General features: G+C 57.4%; 17 protein-coding genes. 4 read left to right on the forward strand and 13 right to left on the reverse strand.

The genetic code is table 11. From position 1 onward, the window contains the following. A partial coding sequence (locus ACESMZ_RS11005) for a helix-turn-helix domain-containing protein (RefSeq protein ID WP_372972639.1) occupies window positions 1-151 on the forward strand: 151 nt, incomplete at its 5' end. A 121-nt stretch (window positions 152-272) separates the two neighbouring features. Continuing rightward, entirely contained in the window at window positions 273-827 is a 555-nt protein-coding gene (locus tag ACESMZ_RS11010; protein WP_372972602.1) for a GspH/FimT family pseudopilin, read from the forward strand. Between the two features lie 30 nt (window positions 828-857). Here the strand turns inward: ACESMZ_RS11010 and ACESMZ_RS11015 are convergent, their stop codons facing one another. The 7 genes from ACESMZ_RS11015 to ACESMZ_RS11045 are packed head-to-tail and all read right to left on the reverse strand — an operon-like array spanning window position 858 to window position 7,367. Beyond that, on the reverse strand, window positions 858-1,313 hold the full coding sequence (locus tag ACESMZ_RS11015) for a type IV pilin protein (protein ID WP_372972603.1): 456 nt from the start codon (window positions 1,311-1,313) through the stop codon (window positions 858-860). 5 nt (window positions 1,314-1,318) lie between these two features. Next, complete coding sequence (locus ACESMZ_RS11020; RefSeq protein WP_372972604.1) at window positions 1,319-4,216, reverse strand: pilus assembly protein; 2,898 nt, start codon at window positions 4,214-4,216, stop codon at window positions 1,319-1,321. Further along, a complete protein-coding gene (locus tag ACESMZ_RS11025) occupies window positions 4,213-4,614 on the reverse strand; it encodes a hypothetical protein (protein ID WP_372972605.1) in 402 nt (133 codons plus the stop codon). The genes ACESMZ_RS11020 and ACESMZ_RS11025 overlap by 4 nt, the downstream gene beginning before the upstream one ends. Beyond that, window positions 4,615-5,109: a PilX N-terminal domain-containing pilus assembly protein gene (locus ACESMZ_RS11030; RefSeq protein WP_372972606.1), complete on the reverse strand. Its 495-nt coding sequence runs from the start codon at window positions 5,107-5,109 to the stop codon at window positions 4,615-4,617. A 4-nt stretch (window positions 5,110-5,113) separates the two neighbouring features. Then, complete coding sequence (locus ACESMZ_RS11035; RefSeq protein WP_372972607.1) at window positions 5,114-6,199, reverse strand: PilW family protein; 1,086 nt, start codon at window positions 6,197-6,199, stop codon at window positions 5,114-5,116. Window positions 6,200-6,210: 11 nt separating this feature from the next. Beyond that, entirely contained in the window at window positions 6,211-6,762 is a 552-nt protein-coding gene (gene pilV / locus ACESMZ_RS11040) for a type IV pilus modification protein PilV (protein WP_372972608.1), read from the reverse strand. Continuing rightward, the gene (locus tag ACESMZ_RS11045) at window positions 6,753-7,367 is read right to left on the reverse strand and encodes a GspH/FimT family pseudopilin (RefSeq protein WP_372972609.1); all 615 of its coding nucleotides are present in this window, start codon (window positions 7,365-7,367) and stop codon (window positions 6,753-6,755) included. Before ACESMZ_RS11045 ends, pilV begins: the two co-directional genes overlap by 10 nt. Before the next feature lie 286 nt (window positions 7,368-7,653). Between ACESMZ_RS11045 and ACESMZ_RS11050 the strand changes: the two genes are divergently transcribed. Next, on the forward strand, window positions 7,654-8,112 hold the full coding sequence (locus ACESMZ_RS11050) for a transposase (protein ID WP_372972610.1): 459 nt from the start codon (window positions 7,654-7,656) through the stop codon (window positions 8,110-8,112). Then, entirely contained in the window at window positions 8,043-9,296 is a 1,254-nt protein-coding gene (locus ACESMZ_RS11055) for a transposase (RefSeq protein ID WP_372972611.1), read from the forward strand. The genes ACESMZ_RS11050 and ACESMZ_RS11055 overlap by 70 nt, the downstream gene beginning before the upstream one ends. Window positions 9,297-9,369: 73 nt before the next feature. On the opposite strand, the gene ispH is transcribed toward ACESMZ_RS11055, so the two are convergent. The 6 genes from ispH to murJ form a co-directional block, all read right to left on the reverse strand. Beyond that, window positions 9,370-10,320, reverse strand: coding sequence for a 4-hydroxy-3-methylbut-2-enyl diphosphate reductase (gene ispH / locus ACESMZ_RS11060; protein WP_372972612.1), 951 nt, complete (start codon window positions 10,318-10,320; stop codon window positions 9,370-9,372). A gap of 175 nt (window positions 10,321-10,495) precedes the next feature. Next, the gene (fkpB, locus tag ACESMZ_RS11065) at window positions 10,496-10,948 is read right to left on the reverse strand and encodes an FKBP-type peptidyl-prolyl cis-trans isomerase (RefSeq protein WP_372972613.1); all 453 of its coding nucleotides are present in this window, start codon (window positions 10,946-10,948) and stop codon (window positions 10,496-10,498) included. A 5-nt stretch (window positions 10,949-10,953) separates the two neighbouring features. Beyond that, window positions 10,954-11,472, reverse strand: coding sequence for a signal peptidase II (lspA, locus tag ACESMZ_RS11070; RefSeq protein WP_372972614.1), 519 nt, complete (start codon window positions 11,470-11,472; stop codon window positions 10,954-10,956). Between the two features lie 15 nt (window positions 11,473-11,487). Then, window positions 11,488-14,307 carry an isoleucine--tRNA ligase gene (ileS, locus tag ACESMZ_RS11075; protein ID WP_372972615.1) on the reverse strand — a complete coding sequence of 940 codons (2,820 nt, stop codon included), beginning with the start codon at window positions 14,305-14,307 and terminating at the stop codon, window positions 11,488-11,490. Window positions 14,308-14,317: 10 nt separating this feature from the next. After that, complete coding sequence (gene ribF / locus ACESMZ_RS11080; protein WP_372972616.1) at window positions 14,318-15,289, reverse strand: bifunctional riboflavin kinase/FAD synthetase; 972 nt, start codon at window positions 15,287-15,289, stop codon at window positions 14,318-14,320. Between the two features lie 73 nt (window positions 15,290-15,362). Further along, complete coding sequence (gene murJ / locus ACESMZ_RS11085) at window positions 15,363-16,940, reverse strand: murein biosynthesis integral membrane protein MurJ (RefSeq protein ID WP_372958181.1); 1,578 nt, start codon at window positions 16,938-16,940, stop codon at window positions 15,363-15,365. Between the last annotated feature and the right edge of the window lie 21 nt (window positions 16,941-16,961).

Consider the following 16,961-nt stretch of genomic DNA (forward strand, 5'->3'; position numbering starts at 1 on the left):
GGACCTTGAGCAATATCTGGAAACCATTGAACGCCAGGCCATTGAGAAGGCCCTTGAGGCGACACGATGGAACAAGACCGCGGCCGCGAAGCGACTGGGAATCAGTTTCCGGGCTTTGCGGTATCGGTTGAAGAAGTTGGGGATGGAGTAACTGCGAGATTTCTCACAGGCAGGATAGCCGGACTCTTATAGGCAAACAGGCCACCTAAACCGAGAATCATCAAGACTGGAAACACTGACAAAATCGCAGGAACAGGCAGGTAGCGTTCAGGATGAACACGCTAAAAGCCCGCATGGGCTATACACTTCTCGAAATACTGATAGTCGTCATTCTGCTGGCCATATTGACAACCTGGGCTCTGAACTCATGGTCGTCCCTGGTTGGCAACGCCCGTCAGAAAACAATGGTTAACGACTATCACACGTTATTCAGCTTTGCCCGATGGCAAGCGGCCAGCATCAGTGGAATAGTAACCATTTGCCCGCTGAATCACAGCAACCGTTGCACCGATGACTGGTCGCTACCCGTTCAGGTCTTTGCCGATATGGACCGGGATGGCAGACCTGACGACGGCATATACAGAACCATGCCGTCTCCTGGCGATTACATCACGGTTCGATCAAGAACCGCTGACACAGGCTATCTTCGATTTTCCGCCAACGGCATGGTGCATGGGCGAACCGGTGGCCTGATTCTCTGCACCAGGGGCGCTACAACCGAGTTGGTCTACGTTGCTGTTAACAAAGGAGGCCGCTTCCGTGCGGAGTATGACCGGGATGGAGACGGTCAAATTATTACCGCCTCCGGTGATGCATTAAGCTGCTGATTCGCGGGCAGCCCACCAGAATGTCCTGTCCTACTCTTCCCAGGTGTTTTCCCCGGCGTCAATCGCGCCATTGTCGTTCTGGTCCCACCTCCTGACGCCTGTCGAAGTCAGCTCCAGGTAGCCGTCTCCAGCGTGCACACCTTTGGGGTCGGCCCGCAGTGTAAAAGACGTTGCATCGGCAGCTTCAATCGTGAGGTCGTAGAATTTGTTACTGCTATCAAGAGGAGCCTCATCCGGGAAAATCTCTGGAGAGCCTGTATCTCCCCCACCGGTTGCGGCGCCTTCATAACTGCTGTTCGTGGTGTAATGCCTTTCCATAGCCCCAGCCAAGCCCGACAAAGCCGACTTGCCGTCGGTCCTGCGGGACTTGTCCACGGAGTTTTGATAGCTGGGATAAGCTATGGCGGCCAGAATGCCGATTACCGCAACCACAATCATCAACTCGATAAGGGTAAAACCGCTTTCCCTCTTAGCAATTGATGCCATGGGAATCATTCCTCATACCAATAGGTTTCGACGACACCGGTCAGGGAGTCCACAGTCATACACTCAGCGCCGACACAGACAATGTCTGTATCATCGACACGCATGCGCTGAGCATCCGGCGGAAGGCCAATGGTGCTGAGCTCTTTTTCACGGTCTTCAGATGTCAGATTTTCATCGTCTGAATTGTCAGCGGTATAGTAATTCCTGACTGCCCGGCCGTCCGCAGCCGAAATGTGATACAGACGGGAGGTACCGGCAGCCGGCGTACAGGGGTTTTCACTTGGGGTTGGTTCATAGGTCGTGATAAATACTTCATTGTTGATCGTCTGACTGGTCGACAGCACCTTCTCACCATCACGCTCAAGGCGAATAAACCAACCTTTACTGTCTCTCAGAGCGTCGGCTGCATCGGAACGCTCAGTTTCAGTGCCCTGCTGTATGAGATTGTCGGTTGCATCATACAGATCCGCCTCAGTAATGGCGGTATAGGAGGGATCGCCATCCGCATCGAGCGGGGGAGCAGTGACATCCGGCATTCGCATCATGTAAATACGGTCTTCAATGGTTTCGTTCAACGGATGAGCCTGGTAGCCAGAGCCGATAATAAGGCCCAAGTAACGTTTTCCGCCGACTTTCATGCCGAACAGGTCCGGCGCATGATAGAACCTGCGTGTCTCAGCCGGGTCGTTATCCTCAGCAAAATCAGCAATGCGTCCGCCAGTCACCAGATCTTCGGCCTTCTTGGCACCGTTGACGACATCAAAGCGGAAAAGCTGTCCGCCCATATCTCCAATGTAAATCTGGTCGATCCAGCCATTACCAGTGACGTCCAGAATTTTGGGCGCGGACGGAACACTGTAATGCATCTCATCAATCTCAAGGTCTGCACCGCTGTCTTTCGGGCCAGCCCACCAAAGCAGATCACCTGTCTCTGCGTCTACGATATATAACGCCCTGCCAGAGGTGTCACGGGTGGCTTCTTTTCGTTCCTCTACAGTGTCCTGGTTGGTGTCATAGCCACCTCCAAATACCAGCACATCATAGATCTTGTTATTGATCTTGATCTTCGACTTGGCCGGGGTCGACCAGGTTTGCGCCAACTCTTCAAAGTCAGAGCCATCCACACCGCCTTGAATCTTCCAGAGCAAACCTGGAGAGGCAGGATTAGTCACATCCAGTGCATAGTAGCCTTTGCCACCACGTCGCATTCCGGCATAGATATAAGCGTGGTCATTGGCGCCACTTATCTCGCCATCGCTGTTGTCATCGTAAACCCAGCTGGTAACTTTCCCGTCCATGCCGTAACGCTTTGGCTCTGAAGTGGAACCACCCATTAAGACAGCCTGGTTCGCCAGAAACTTTTCAGGCATGAAGGAGAAATAGGTTTCACCGCTTGAGCCATTGATACCGTGGATGAACCCTTGATTATCTCCAAAGTAAATAGCTGTATCCGGTGATGCTTCCGTGCCCCCATACACAATCAGGTGTGGTACTGAATGAAGGGGATCAGAAACAAACTTGCGCGACCGGGCCGGGTCTTCGCCATCGATATCTGCGCCCCTTATCCAGTTAATCAGGTCTTTATGATCGTCATCGCTCATTGCAGCATCGCCAAGCAGTGTCTTGGACAGATTGCCAATATTGGCGACGGAGATTTCATTGTCCTCATCGGTAAGGTCGGTATCCGACCCCAGGTAGGTGTACACCTCACGGTTGGCGTGGTAAGTGTCATGCTGAGAAGCAGCTCCCCCTTCCTTTACATTTTTGCCATCAGCACTGGGACTCCACCAGCTACGTGCACCATCCTTAAAAAAGCCCGTCGACGGATCGACCGCTTCGTCCCCGTCCTGATCCAGTATGACCGCCTGTCTATTGCCGTCAGCGTCAACATTGACACCAAGCTTGTAGCGCTTCAGGTTGCCAGCCCACTGAGGTGTAGCCGCTGGTTGAAAAACCGCAAAATACAGGGAGTCAAGGTGATTCAGGCGATCAAAGGTGTTTACTGCGATACCGGGTGCAGAAAAGGTTGTGGATTGCGCCAGAACCTGGTCAAAAAGTTCACTGAACGCATCTTCCAATGAGCTTGCATCGTTAGCCTGAACGTAAGAACCGTTACCGTTGGAAGCGGTGTTCTCCAGGAGTGTTTGGCTGGTTTGAAATCCTACCGTATGAGTGACGATCTTCTGGTCACCGGAAAAGCCGGTGTGCATATCACCAGACCACATATAATCTGCGATTTCATCCAGGCAATTACCGCTGCACGTAGTGCCAATCTCACTCTCTATAGTGGATTTGTAATTAGTATCCGAAGTAGGTTCGCCATCGGTCAACAATACCACATTATTAGGCTGGCATTCGTATTTTATCGGGCTTATAAAACTACCTCCGGAACTTACGCCGTCCACATCGGACTGAGGTAACCTTGCGTAATCAGGCCACGCAACGTAGTCTCCTCCATCTTTGTCCCGGATGAAGATATCTTCTCCCTGATAATACCTCATGGCTTCAAACAGGGATTCAGAAAGTGGCGTATTACCTCCCCCACTCATTTCGTCTACTTTATTCTTTAGAAACGTTCGATGCGCGTCGTCCATTGGCTTAATAGGAGCCTTGAAATACGCACCATCATTACCTCCAAAAAACATCAGTCCGACATTGGCATCAGAAACCGAATCCAAAAGGTTCTTGGTGGCTTCCTGCATGACCGCCAGACGTGTCTCATCACCGATCTTGTTGGATGTCATACTCCCCGACGCGTCCAGTACCAGCATAACATTGGGCTTTACAACTGCGTCTACATCAGTAAAGAAAATCTCAGTATCATCTGCTATCGCGGCAGAGCCGAGCATGGTAAAAAAGGCCGTGGATAGCGAGATTCGCGTAACCTTGCTGAATATGTTCATCGGTTATTCTCCGTCGACCGGGCGCCCCAATAGTAAACCCCAAAAACCATGTAATCCTTCTCGTTATACACGATTGAACCAGGCCTTCCGCTGTATACAGAGAAGTCTTCCTCTGAGATGTCTTCTCCTGAAATCTCAACCTCAAGATCGCGTCGGGGCAAATACGAGGTGCGATCACAAAGCTCGCAATCAGCGACCCTGACCTCAACAACACTGCCGCTGTCGTTCTGAACTAACTCGACTAACCCTGCCTCCAGACTTCGTTCAGCCGGATCACCAAACTTCTGAGTGGGTTCATCAGCATGGCTCACCCCAGCAGTGGCGAGGAACACCCCGATCAATGCTGCAACGGCCCTATAAACGATTAATCTGCCCATCATTTGTTCCTTAACCATCATTCAGTAGTATTCAATGCCCTTGAACACGGTCGATGCGGCGCCCGTGTTATCCATGGTCGCGGATCCCCGCAGCTCGTATCGATAACCTTTCAGCAGTGTTGAGCTTTCATTAGCATCCATGGAACTACCGCTGGTAATGATAATCTCGCCCAGATAACGTGCCTGATAGGTGCCATTAATGCCTTCACCGGGATCAACAGAAAAGCTCTGTTCGGGGCTGAGGTCATTGGCATCCTGCATGGCATCACGGAGCATGCTGAGGTTGCTGTTATAAAGTTGATCCAGCAGGGCGCCAATGCTACTTTCCGCAGCCTGGAACGTCCGGTTAGCGTTCTGGGCATTAGCGGCCATGCGTTCCTGCATCACGGAAGAGTTCATTCCTGCCACACCGATCAGTGTGATAACCAGCAGTATGACCAAGCTGATCACCAGCACAGCACCCCTTTGTTGACAGAAGTTCGCTTTAAGTCTGAATCTGGATACGCGTCGGTTCATAGGGTTAATCCCGGTTACGCAAAGTCACTGTTGTCTCGAATGTCCGCCGGAGCCTACGATCCTCGGGATGCGTTACGCCCCCGCCGGAGGCAGGACCAATGGTCTCTCCCGGCAAGGAGTAGGACCCTGTATCCGAATCGTCCCGGACTTCTTCCGCATCACTCAGCAGCAAACCAAGCTGCACCGCCGCCACGGCTGTGAAATCAAGGCCTGCCTGGTCTGCGGTACGGTACCGCAGGTTGCCGCCAGGGAGCTTTTCGCCCAGCAGGACTTGCATGTTTTCGACACCTTCAACCAGCTCATCAATCTGGAAATTAGGCGTTCCTGAGTTCAGCAGATTATTGCGGGCCCGATACAATGCGCGGATCGGATTTCCAAAATTGTCAACCCGGCCCGTATCGCGGACGAAGTAAACGTTGGAAGAAAACCGAAAGATATTCGCCTTTTCGTTATAAGCCTGACTCAGCCGGTTATCGCTGTTGACACCCTCTGCATGAGCCCAGGTATCTGACTCCGGTTGGCTCGAAATCCGAAACAGGTCAGCATTTTCACAGTCAGAAATGAGCACGATATCATTCTGGTTGAAAAGTTCGGTCTGACCCGTAACCTGAATATTGGCGTTACTGGTTTCCATGTTACCGGTGATCTCGATCGGAACCGTTTCACCACGCTGAACGGCGATTACGTCGCTACCGACGACCGCATCCGATGCAATAGAGGTGCCCTCAAACTCTGTACCGTCCGCCCAGTTCGCGCCATCGACTTCCCAGACCCGGAGCGTGCTCTGCAGAAAGTCTCCGGTTGGCGGATTATCCGCGATGATGTTCATACTAACGGCATAGGGATCTGCACATCCCTGAAATCCGACCATGCGAAGATCTCTTGCCAGAATGTCGACAGCAATCCGGCTAGACTCCTGAATTCTTGCCAGGGAATTACTGAGCCGTCCCGTTTTGCTTGAGTCCAGATAAACCGTGAAAATGCCCAGAATCAATGCCGAGCTTAACGCCAATGTGATCATCAGCTCGACAAGCGATAACCCCTTTTGAGCCAGGTGAGACCGGAGTGATGTCAATGAAAGACTTGCCATGACCTTTCCTTTTAAAGTGTAAATCGCACGGTATAACTTCCATCACCGGCAATATCCTCACCAGCATCCCCGTCCCTGGAGCGTTCCTGCCAGCTCACCGTGATAACAAATGCATTATTCGCCGCGTCATAATCGATCTCCCCCTCGCCACCCGGCAACAGTGGTATTCCACTCCCTACGCCCTGAATCTGCCGGGTCCACTGAACCTTGTCCACGGTCACCTGTTGTTCGGGCGTACAGCCAGCACTGGCGGTATAGCAGTTGGGAAGTGTGGTACTGGCACCGTCCGTCGAGAAGCCATCATAATCTCCACCATTTTCGGCCCGCTCCTTGTTGAGCCGAATCCGGTCCGCCATATCGTAGGCAAGTGTACTGGCCTGGGTCCTCAGGTACGCGCCCTGATTATTTCGCATTCCATCAACCACTAATGCCGCCAGGCCCAGAAGGCCTATGGCGAGGATGAACATGGTTACCATAATTTCGATTAGCGTGAAGCCTGCAGTACGGTTGCGACTTGCCGCGAGGTTAAGTGGTCTGTTTTTTGGTTCATGGTTCACGGGCATGTCACGTCCAGCTGGTCATGGTCATTTAAAATACCGTTGTTATCGAGATCCCTCGCAAGGCGAGTTTGGCCTGAAACATTCACAACAACCGCCCGGGCGCTACCGTCACCGCGGTCATCACACACAGTTATCGTTCCCGCCGCCGAGGCGCCCAACGAGGGCGGCACCGGAAAACCATTGCCTTCGAACTGGATCAGTGAGCCATCATTGCTGCTCAGACCAGCGACGGTCATGGTGTTGCCCCCACTCAAAGGCTGGTACAAACGCAGCAACCGGTCCCCATCAGCCGCGTCGATATCGCCGTCGCCATTCACATCCAGAATAACGATCCAGCCAGCAGACCATGCGGTGCCACCACTACAATCCGGATTGGCAGCTTCCGGATCGTCGACCGGGCAAACGGTGATTGTTTCGTCCTGGACCTTCGCTGCTTCGCTGCGGGCGAAGTTAATAACGCTGGAAACCTCGTTCACCTGGGAAGTCAGCCGGTTCTCGGCAATCAACGTCCTGAACGACGGGATGCCAATCAGCATTACGATGGACAAGATGACCACCGTTATAATCAGCTCCAAAAGGGTAAATCCAGAGTTTGCCTTGCGTTGCATAGGACGACTTCCATCATGACTTACTTGAAGATTAACCAGCGTCCATTGTGCCATCTACAGCAACGCGATGAGCGGTTTTAGTTGGCGGATAAGCGGTTGGGGTGATGGTTTGGGCGTGATGGGGATCACAGGTTGGAGGTTTGGGGGTAGGGCCAAGTCGCGCTGAAGGCTGGTTCGGGGAGTCGTTCCCCCCTCTCCCCAACTCCTCTCCCACGATGGAGGGTGTCGCGAAAGGGGTGCGCAGATATACTGGAACCCGAAACGTCAGGGATAACTCGAGGAGACGATGGGATCGACAAACCGCAAGCTCACTAAAGTGACCGGGGGCAAGCGACGTGACTTGTTTGGTGGTGGCAGTGACGCTGACACGCAGGCCAGTCCCCGGATTCGGTCAGGGCAAGGTCGAGTTTTCGTGGCGCCGGAGCCTCGTGATATTTATCTGGGTAGCCAGCCCCTGGAGGTTCACCTTCAGGAAGCCGGCATTGATGAGCCTCTGACGGTACGTCGTTTGCTGCAGGAGCAGGACTGGTCGGCGTTTGAGTCACGGTATGCCACCACGGGGCGGCCCCCCTATGCGCCCAGCGCCATGATGGGGCTGGTGCTTTACGGCATCTTGCAAGGTGTTACGTCACTGCGAGGACTGGAGCGGCTGGCCCGCCGGGATCTCGGTTGTATGTGGGTAACAGTGGTATCTGTCCGGATCATGCCAACATTGGCCGATTCATCGCGCTGCATGATGATCTGATCGCTGGCCCCTTTTTCGAGGCCCTGACCCGCAGCGTACTGCGAGAGACGGGGTCAGCAGGCGAGTGTCTGGCGGGCGATGGCACGGTGGTGGAAGCGGCAGCCTCGCACTATGGCTTGCTCAAGGTGGAGGCGGCACAACAGAAAGCCGAGGACGCTCAGCGACAGGCGCAAGACGATCCGGACGATCTGGACAAGCAAGGCCGGGCAGAACAGGCCCAGCGGGTGCACCATACCCTGGAGCGCCGCAGTCAACGGCGTCAGGCTCGGGGTAAGTCATCCGGACAGTTACGCATCAGCCCTCAGGAGCCCGATGCCCTGGTTCAGCCCCTCAAGCGGGGGCGTGGTATGGCGCCGGCCTACAAGCCCTCGATTCTTGCCAACGAGTCACGGGTTGTAGTTGGCCATGTGGTGGACCCATCGAACGAAGTCGCTGTCTTGCCGGGCCTACTGACGCAGAGTCGGAAGGTGACTGGCGCGATGCCTGGTGAGCTGTTGCTGGATGCGGGCTATTGGGCAGACGCCGTCATCGAGACCAGCCTGACTCATGACATCAGTTTACTGTGTCCTGAAGGACGTACGGGCGGCAAGAGGTCTGCCGGAAGCCGGCTTTATCCGAAAAGTGACTTCTGCTATAGCGAGTTCGATGACAGCTATCGCTGCCCCGCCGGAGCCCGGATGGTCGTTATCGGGCGCTGGGCCGGCAACGAAAAATCACCGGCTTATACCTTGTATGGCACACCCGCCTGCAATGGCTGTGAGCATCGGGCTCAGTGCACCCGCAACAAGAAAGGACGCCGCCTCAAACGTTATGACGGGGATGAGGCCAAGGAAGCGCTGAGACAGGTGATGTGCCACCCTAAAGCCAAACGTCGGTTCAGCCGGCGGCCGGCGATGGTTGAGCCCGTCTTTTCAGTAATGCGGGGCCTTCAGGGTCTGAACCGCTTTCGCCGCAAAGGACTAGCGGCGGTCAGAACAGAGTTCGCCCTGCACGTACTGGCCTACAACCTGGGGCGGGCCCTTGCCTGTCGCCTTTTTGTGGCGCCGTTCTCAGGCCACACGGTCGTGTTGGCGCTGTTGAAGCAGTATTTTGCGCACCACCAATTTATTGCAATGATGATGAACATAAACAACCCCAACCCCGGGAAGGTCGCTCACGCCGAGCTGAACCTGTTGCTGGCGTGAGCAAAGTTGCTTTTGCAACACCCTCACGATGGGGAGAGGGGCTTTACTTGGGGGCAGGTGATACTTCGGGCTTTTAAACGTTTACGGCGTCGATTCTCAGCTCTTTGGGCATGGAGAACACGATATTCTCCTCGCGCCCCGCGATTTCTTCGGGTGCTGTGCCGCCCAGGTCCTGAAGGCGTTTGATAACGTCGTTGACCAGCACTTCCGGAGCGGAGGCGCCGGCGGTTACGCCGACCACGTTGCAGTTTTCCAGCCACGTCGGGTCGATCTGGGCGGCCTCGTCGATGAGGTAAGCCGGTGTGCCCATGCGTTCAGCCAGTTCCCGCAGGCGGTTGGAGTTGGAACTGTTGGGGGAGCCCACCACCAGCATGAGGTCGCAGTCACCGGCCAGCTGTTTGACGGCGTCCTGACGGTTCTGGGTGGCGTAGCAGATGTCGTCCTTGCGGGGGCCTTCGATCTGCGGGAACTTGTCCCGGAGGGCATCGATGACCCGGGCGGTGTCATCCATGGACAGGGTGGTCTGGGTGACGAAGGACAGTCGCCCGGGGTCTCTGACCTCGAGGCTGGCCACGTCTGCCTCGTTTTCCACCAGGTAGATGTCGCCACCGTTGCTGCGATCATACTGGCCCATGGTGCCCTCCACTTCCGGGTGGCCCTGATGACCGATGAGGATGCACTCGCGGCCGTCACGGCTGTAGCGCATGACTTCCATGTGGACCTTGGTAACCAGGGGGCAGGTGGCGTCGAAGACTTTGAGGCCACGGTCGGCAGCTTCTTTCTGGACCGCCTGGGAGACGCCATGGGCGCTGAATATGACCAGGGTGTCGTCGGGAACTTCTTCGAGCTCGTCCACGAAGATAGCACCACGGTTGCGGAGGTCGTCCACCACGTACTTGTTGTGGACCACTTCGTGACGTACGTAGATGGGGGCACCGAAGACTTCGAGGGCCCGGTTGACGATTTCTATGGCTCGGTCTACCCCGGCGCAGAAGCCGCGGGGATTGGCTAGTCTGATTTGCATATCGTTTAGTTACTCGGGCCTTCAGGCTTTTGGAGTCAGGCTCCGCTGCGGGATGTCTTTCGCCGGGACACGCCGTGAATCCATCCATGGAGGCTCTTCAAAAACGTCCCTGTTTTTGAAGGTCCCGGCGAAAGACATCCCACACCGGATCCCCCAGCTTTATGCTGGCCTCAGCTCAATGAGTGGTCGCAACCGGCTCAACATCAATGATTTCCACTTCAAACACCAGTGTACGCCCCGCCAGCGGGTGATTGAAGTCCACGTCCACCTGGTCACCTTCCACGCGGCTGACCACACCGGGCAACTCGCTCTGGCGGGCGTCGGCGAAGGAGATCATTACGCCGGGTTCAAGCACCATGTCGGCGCTGAACTCATGGCGCTTGAAGGTCTGCACGTTGCTGGGGTTGTGCTGGCCGAAGGCTTTTTCCGGGGGGACCTCGAAGGTTTCCCGGTCGCCGGCCTTGAGACCCATCAGGTAGGCCTCGAAATTCTCCGGCAGGTTTTCGTCGCCGATTTCCAGCTTGGCCGGCTCTTTTTCAAAGGTGGAGTCGATGACCTGGCCGTCGGTGAACTTGAGGGCGAAGTTAAGGGTCACCCGGGTTCCCTGGTCGATGGGCAGTTCTTTCATGTCTATCAGTTGCTCCCGTCCGCCGCCTTGTCGTCGGGCTTGCGGAACATATCGAGGATCATCATGCCGGCACCGATGGTGATGGCGGTGTCGGCCAGGTTGAAGGCCGGGAAGTGCCAGTCCTGCCAATAGAAGTGGAGGAAGTCCACTACGTAGCCGTGGACTACCCGGTCATAGACATTGCCGATGGCTCCGCCGAGGATCAGGGCGATGGCTATAGCCGTCCAGGTCTCGTGGCGCTTGAGACCTTTCAGCCAATAGGTCAGCACTCCGCTGACTACCACCGCCAGCGCCACGAAAAACCAGCGTTGCCAACCGGCCGCGTCTGCCAGGAAGCTGAACGCGGCACCCGTGTTATGCAGCAGGGTCAGGTTGAACATGGGCACCACCGGCACCGGCTGACCGTAGGTCAGCATGGCTGTGGCCATGGCCTTGGTGCCCAGATCGATAGCAATCACTGCCACGGCGAGCCATAGCCACTTCAGTTTGGTGCCGGTCTGTTCCCGGGTCATGGCAGCGTCCATCAGGTATTGGCTCCGTCAGGCAAAGGAGCGGGTTTCACCCGGGCCTTCCACGTTGGTGACACAACGGCCGCAAAGATCAGTGTACTTCTCGTGCTGGCCAACGTCTTCCCGGTGGTGCCAGCAGCGTTCGCACTTGGCGCAGGCCGCCGGGGTTACCTTGACCATCAGGCCTTCGTGGCCAGTCTGCTCGGCGCCATCGGCCTCGGAGATCGGACGTACGGTGGCTTCGGAGGTGATCAGCACAAAGCGAAGCTCGTCACCCAGATGCTTCAGCCGGTCAGCCAGTTCGCCTTCACAGTACAGGGTGACTTCTGCACTGAGGGAGCCCTTGATTTCTCCCCGACCCCTTGCCTCTTCCAGGCACTTGTTTACGGCTTCCTTGACGCTATAGATTTCACGCCAGTAGTCGCGGCCCAGCTCAGCATTGTCCGGCAGCGCGGTGAGGCCTTCGTACCAGGTTTCATAGAACACGGTCTCGCTCCGCTCACCCGGCAGGTGCTGCCAGATCTCATCGGCGGTGAAGCTGAGGATCGGCGCGATCCAGCGCACCAGGGCTTCGGCCACGTGGTAGAGCGCGGTCTGACAGGAACGGCGGGCCAGGCTGTCAGCCGGGGTGGTGTACTGACGGTCCTTGATGATGTCCAGGTAGAAGCCACCCAGGGTAGCCTCACAGAAGTTATAGACCTTCTGGTAGATTCGCAGGAATGCGTAGTTGCCATAGTCCTCGTTCAGCTCATTCTGCAGCTGCAGGGCGCGGTCTACCATCCAGCGATCCAGGGCTATCATGTCCGCCGGCGCCACCATGTGCTCCGCCGGATCGAAGCCGGTGAGGTTGCTCAGCAGGAAGCGGGCGGTGTTGCGGATACGACGATAACCGTCAGCGGTCTGCTTGAGGATGTCCTTGGACACCGTCATCTCGCCGCTGTAGTCAGTGGCAGACACCCACAGGCGCAGGATATCGGCGCCCAGCTCGTTCATGACCTCCTGGGGCGCAATGACATTGCCCAGGGACTTGGACATCTTGCGACCCTTGCCGTCCACGGTGAAGCCGTGGGTGAGCACCTGCCTGTAAGGCGCCACGCCGTTCATGGCGATGGAGGTCTTCAGGGAGGACTGGAACCAGCCCCGGTGCTGGTCGGAGCCTTCCAGGTACATGTCCGCCGGGAACTGGCCCAGCTCCGGCCGTGGCCGCAGGACGGATTCGTGGGTGACACCGGAGTCGAACCAGACATCGAGGGTGTCGGTGACCTTCTCATAACGGTCGGCGTCGGCACCCAGCATGTCGTTGATATCCAGGTCATACCAGGCATCGATACCGTCCTTCTCGATGGCCTGGGCGGCCTTTTCGATCAGGGCCTGGGTGTCCGGATGCAATTCCTGGGTTTCCTTGTTCACGAACAGGGTGATAGGCACACCCCAGGTACGCTGACGGGAGATACACCAATCCGGGCTCTGCTCGAACATGGCTTCGATACGGTTCTGGCCCCAGGCGGGCACCCAGCGTACTCCCTTGATGGCTTCCAGGGCATCCGCGCGAAGGTTTTCCTTCTCCATGCTGATAAACCACTGGGGGGTGGCCCGGTAGATCAGCGGGGTCTTGGTCCGCCAGCAATGGGGGTAGCTGTGCTGGAACTTTTCGGAGCGCACCAGCTTGCCTTCCCGCTCCAGTGCGGCGCAGACCGGCTCATCAGCCTTGTACACGTGCACACCGGCAAATTCGCCGGCGGCTTCGGTGTAGGTGCCATCGGCACGGACCAGGTTGATGGTGCCGATGCCGTAGGCCTTGCCCACTTCAAAGTCTTCCATACCGTGATCCGGCGCGGTATGGACCGCGCCAGTACCTGCGTCGGTAGAGACGTGGTCACCCAGCACAACAGGCACCTGCTTGTCGTAGATTGGGTGGTGCAACTCAAGCCGCTCCAGGGCCTCGCCCTTGCAGGTGGCCAGCACTTCAAACTGCTCCACACCCCAGCGGCTCATGATGCCCTCGACCATTTCAGCGGCCAGGATCATCCGCTCCGGGCCATGGCCCACATCGGTCTGTACCAGGGCGTACTCCAGCTCGGCGTGAAGGGACACCGCCTGGTTGGCCGGGATGGTCCAGGGGGTAGTGGTCCAGATCACGACTGAGACATCGCCCTGCCCCTGGTCGGTCCCGAAGGCCGACAACGCCTCGCTCTGATCCACGGCGGTGAAGCGTACGTCGATCTGGGTGGAGGTCTTGTCCTGGTACTCGACTTCCGCCTCGGCCAGCGCGGACTGACCGACCACGCTCCAGTAGACCGGCTTGAAGCCACGAACCAGGTGACCCTTGGCCACGATCTTGCCCAGGGCACGGACGATACCCGCTTCCACCTTCGGGTCCATGGTCAGGTAGGGCTTGTCCCACTCACCCATGACACCCAGGCGGATAAAGTCCGCCTTCTGGCCTTCAATCTGTTTGGCAGCGTAGTCACGACAGGCCTGGCGGAAGGTCTTGTAGTCCACCTTGACCCCGGCCTTGCCGATTTCCTGCTCCACCTTGTGCTCGATGGGCAGGCCATGACAGTCCCAGCCGGGCACGTAGGGCGCGTCGTAGCCCATGAAGCTGCGGGACTTGACGATCATGTCCTTGAGAATCTTGTTGACCGCGTGACCGATATGAATACTGCCGTTGGCGTAGGGAGGGCCATCGTGGAGGATGAACTTGTCCCGGCCTTCCCGCTGCTGGCGCAGGGTGCCGTACACATCCAGGTCCTGCCAGCGCTTGAGCATGTCCGGCTCGCGTTTGGCCAGGTTACCGCGCATGGGGAAGGCGGTTTCAGGCAGATTCAGCGTGTGCTTGTAGTCGCTCATAATCTCTCGGTCAGTGTTGGTTGGCGACCGTGCCGTGGTCGGCGATCCACGCCCGGGCATTCTCGAAATCCCGGGCGATCTGGTCTTTGAGTTCGTCAATGGAATCAAACTTGGTCTCGTCCCGCAGCGGGTGGCGGAACGTGACAGCAATACGCTGGCCATAAAGTGTGCCAGCAAAGTCCAGCAGGTGCACTTCCAGCGACGGCTGACGCCCGTCTACCGTGGGCCGCAGGCCGATATTGGCCACGCCATCACAGCGGGAGCCATCCGGCAGCGCCACGTCAACCACGTACACACCCCGCAGGGGGGCCAGCCGGCCCAGCATGATGTTGACGGTGGGTGCGCCGATGGTACGCCCCAGCTGCCGGCCATATACCACCTTGCCACGAATCGTGTAAGGGTGGCCAAGCAGGCGCCCGGCCAGCTCAAGCTGGTTTTCCTGCAGGGCGTTGCGTATACGAGTGCTGCTGACCCGCTCACCGTCGATGGTGACGGTTCGGGTATTCTCCACAGAGAAGCCTTCCTTCTCCCCCACCTCGCGAAGCAGTTGGAAGTCTCCGGCCCGGTCGCAACCAAAGCGGAAATCGTCCCCGACGACCAGATGGTGAACTTTGAGGCCGTCGATCAGCACGTCTTCGATAAAGCCCATACCGGAATAGCTGCGGAAGTTCTCGTCAAACTTCAGGCACAGCACACAGTCCACCCCGTGGGACAGGATGGCTTCGAACTTCTGGCGAAACCCGGTCAGCCTGGGCGGGGCATCATCCCCCTGGAAGAACTCCCGGGGCTGGGGCTCGAACACCATGGCGACCGACGGTACGCCGAGTTCGGTGGCCTTGTCCTTGACCTGGTCAAGGATGGTCTGATGCCCCAGGTGCACACCATCAAAGTTGCCCACGGTGGCCACACAGCCCCGGGACAGAAAGGTATTCTCCTGGTGTGACAGTAGCTTGAGGTTGGTCAGCCCCCGGATCAGACGCATGCGTACTGCGAACCCTCTGTTGAATGCCTGCCAGCGACCCGATGGTGCTGGTGAGAAAACGCGCGATTATAACCTATCGACGGCGGAAATGTCTTACCCTCACGCCGACCAGGGCAAGCGCCAGGAAGTAGGCTGCCACACCAGCAACCACCAGCACGGCCATCTCAAACGCACGATCCATACCGCCATACGCCAGCCAGGTGGGTACCGGCTCATTGAGCAGCAGGATGACTGCCGCCAGAACGCCGTTGGCCGCCGCCAGCTGAAGCAGGAACTTCATGGCCCCCGCCTGGGCCTTCCACGCCCCCTCCTTCGCCAGCCCACGCCATAACAGGAAGGCGTTCAACCAGGCGGACAATGAGGTGGCCAGGGCCAGGCCGGCGTGGGCCAGGGGCAGGATTAACGCGAGATTCAGGATCATATTGGCCACCATGGCAATCACACCGATCTTGACCGGGGTTTTGGTATCTTCCCGGGCGAAGAAGCCCGGTGCCAGCACCTTGATCAGCATGAAGGCCAGCAAGCCCAGGGAATAGGCCCGCAGGCTCTGGGCCGACATGGCCACGTCCCGGTCAGTCACCTCGCCGTAATGGAACAGGGTGGCAATCAGCGGCTCGGCCAGCAGCACCAGTGCGACCGCTGCCGGCAGACCAATCAGCAGTACCGCCCTTACTGCCCAGTCCACAGTGGCAGCAAAGTCATCGCGGGACTCAGCGGCATGCTTGCGGGACAGGTTGGGCAGGATAACCGTACCGATCGCAATGCCGAAAACCCCGAGAGGCAACTCCGACAGCCGGTCGGAATAATACAGCCAGGACACACTGCCGGTCTGGAGAAACGAGGCCAGTACAGTATCCAGCAACAGATTGATCTGACTGACGGATACGCCAAACAGTGCCGGCGCCATCAGTTTGAGAATCCGCCGGACACCCTCATGACGGTAATCCACCCGCGGCCTGGGCATCAGCCCGAGGCGCATCAGAAACGGCAACTGGAAGAACAGCTGCAACGCACCGGCGATGAACACGCCCCAGGCCAGGGCCATCACCGGCTCGTCCATCAGGGGAGTCATGAAGATAGCCGCACCGATCATGGCCAGGTTCAGGAGCACCGGCGTGAACGCAGGCACCGCAAACCGGTCATAGCTGTTGAGAATGGCACCGGCGAACGCCGTCAGAGAGATCAGTAATAAATAAGGAAAGGTGATGCGCAGCATATCGCTGGCAAGGCCGAACTTGACCGCGTCATCCGTAAAACCCGGTGCGAAGATGGCTGTCAGCACCGGTGAGCCGGCCATGGCCACCACCGTGACCGCCAGCAGCACAAGCCCAAGGGAGCCGGCCACCGCATTGATCAGCCGCCGCACCTCGGTAATATCGCCCTGCTCACGGTAGGAGGACAGCACCGGCACGAACGCCTGGGAGAAAGCCCCTTCGGCGAACAGGCGGCGCAGAAAGTTGGGAATCTTGAAGGCTACAAAGAAGGCGTCCGCCCCGGCGCCCGCCCCGAAATAGCGGGCAATCACCATATCCCGTACCAGCCCCAGCACCCGGGAAAGCATGGTCATCACGCCCACCACGCCAGAGGATCGCAACAGGCCGGGCACTTTAGGGGGTTGTGGCGGGGCTTCCCGGGACTCCGACTGGCTCATTCAGACCGCTTCCTGTGGTAA

It is taken from the genome of Marinobacter sp. (assembly GCF_041690615.1).
Lineage (GTDB): Bacteria > Pseudomonadota > Gammaproteobacteria > Pseudomonadales > Oleiphilaceae > Marinobacter.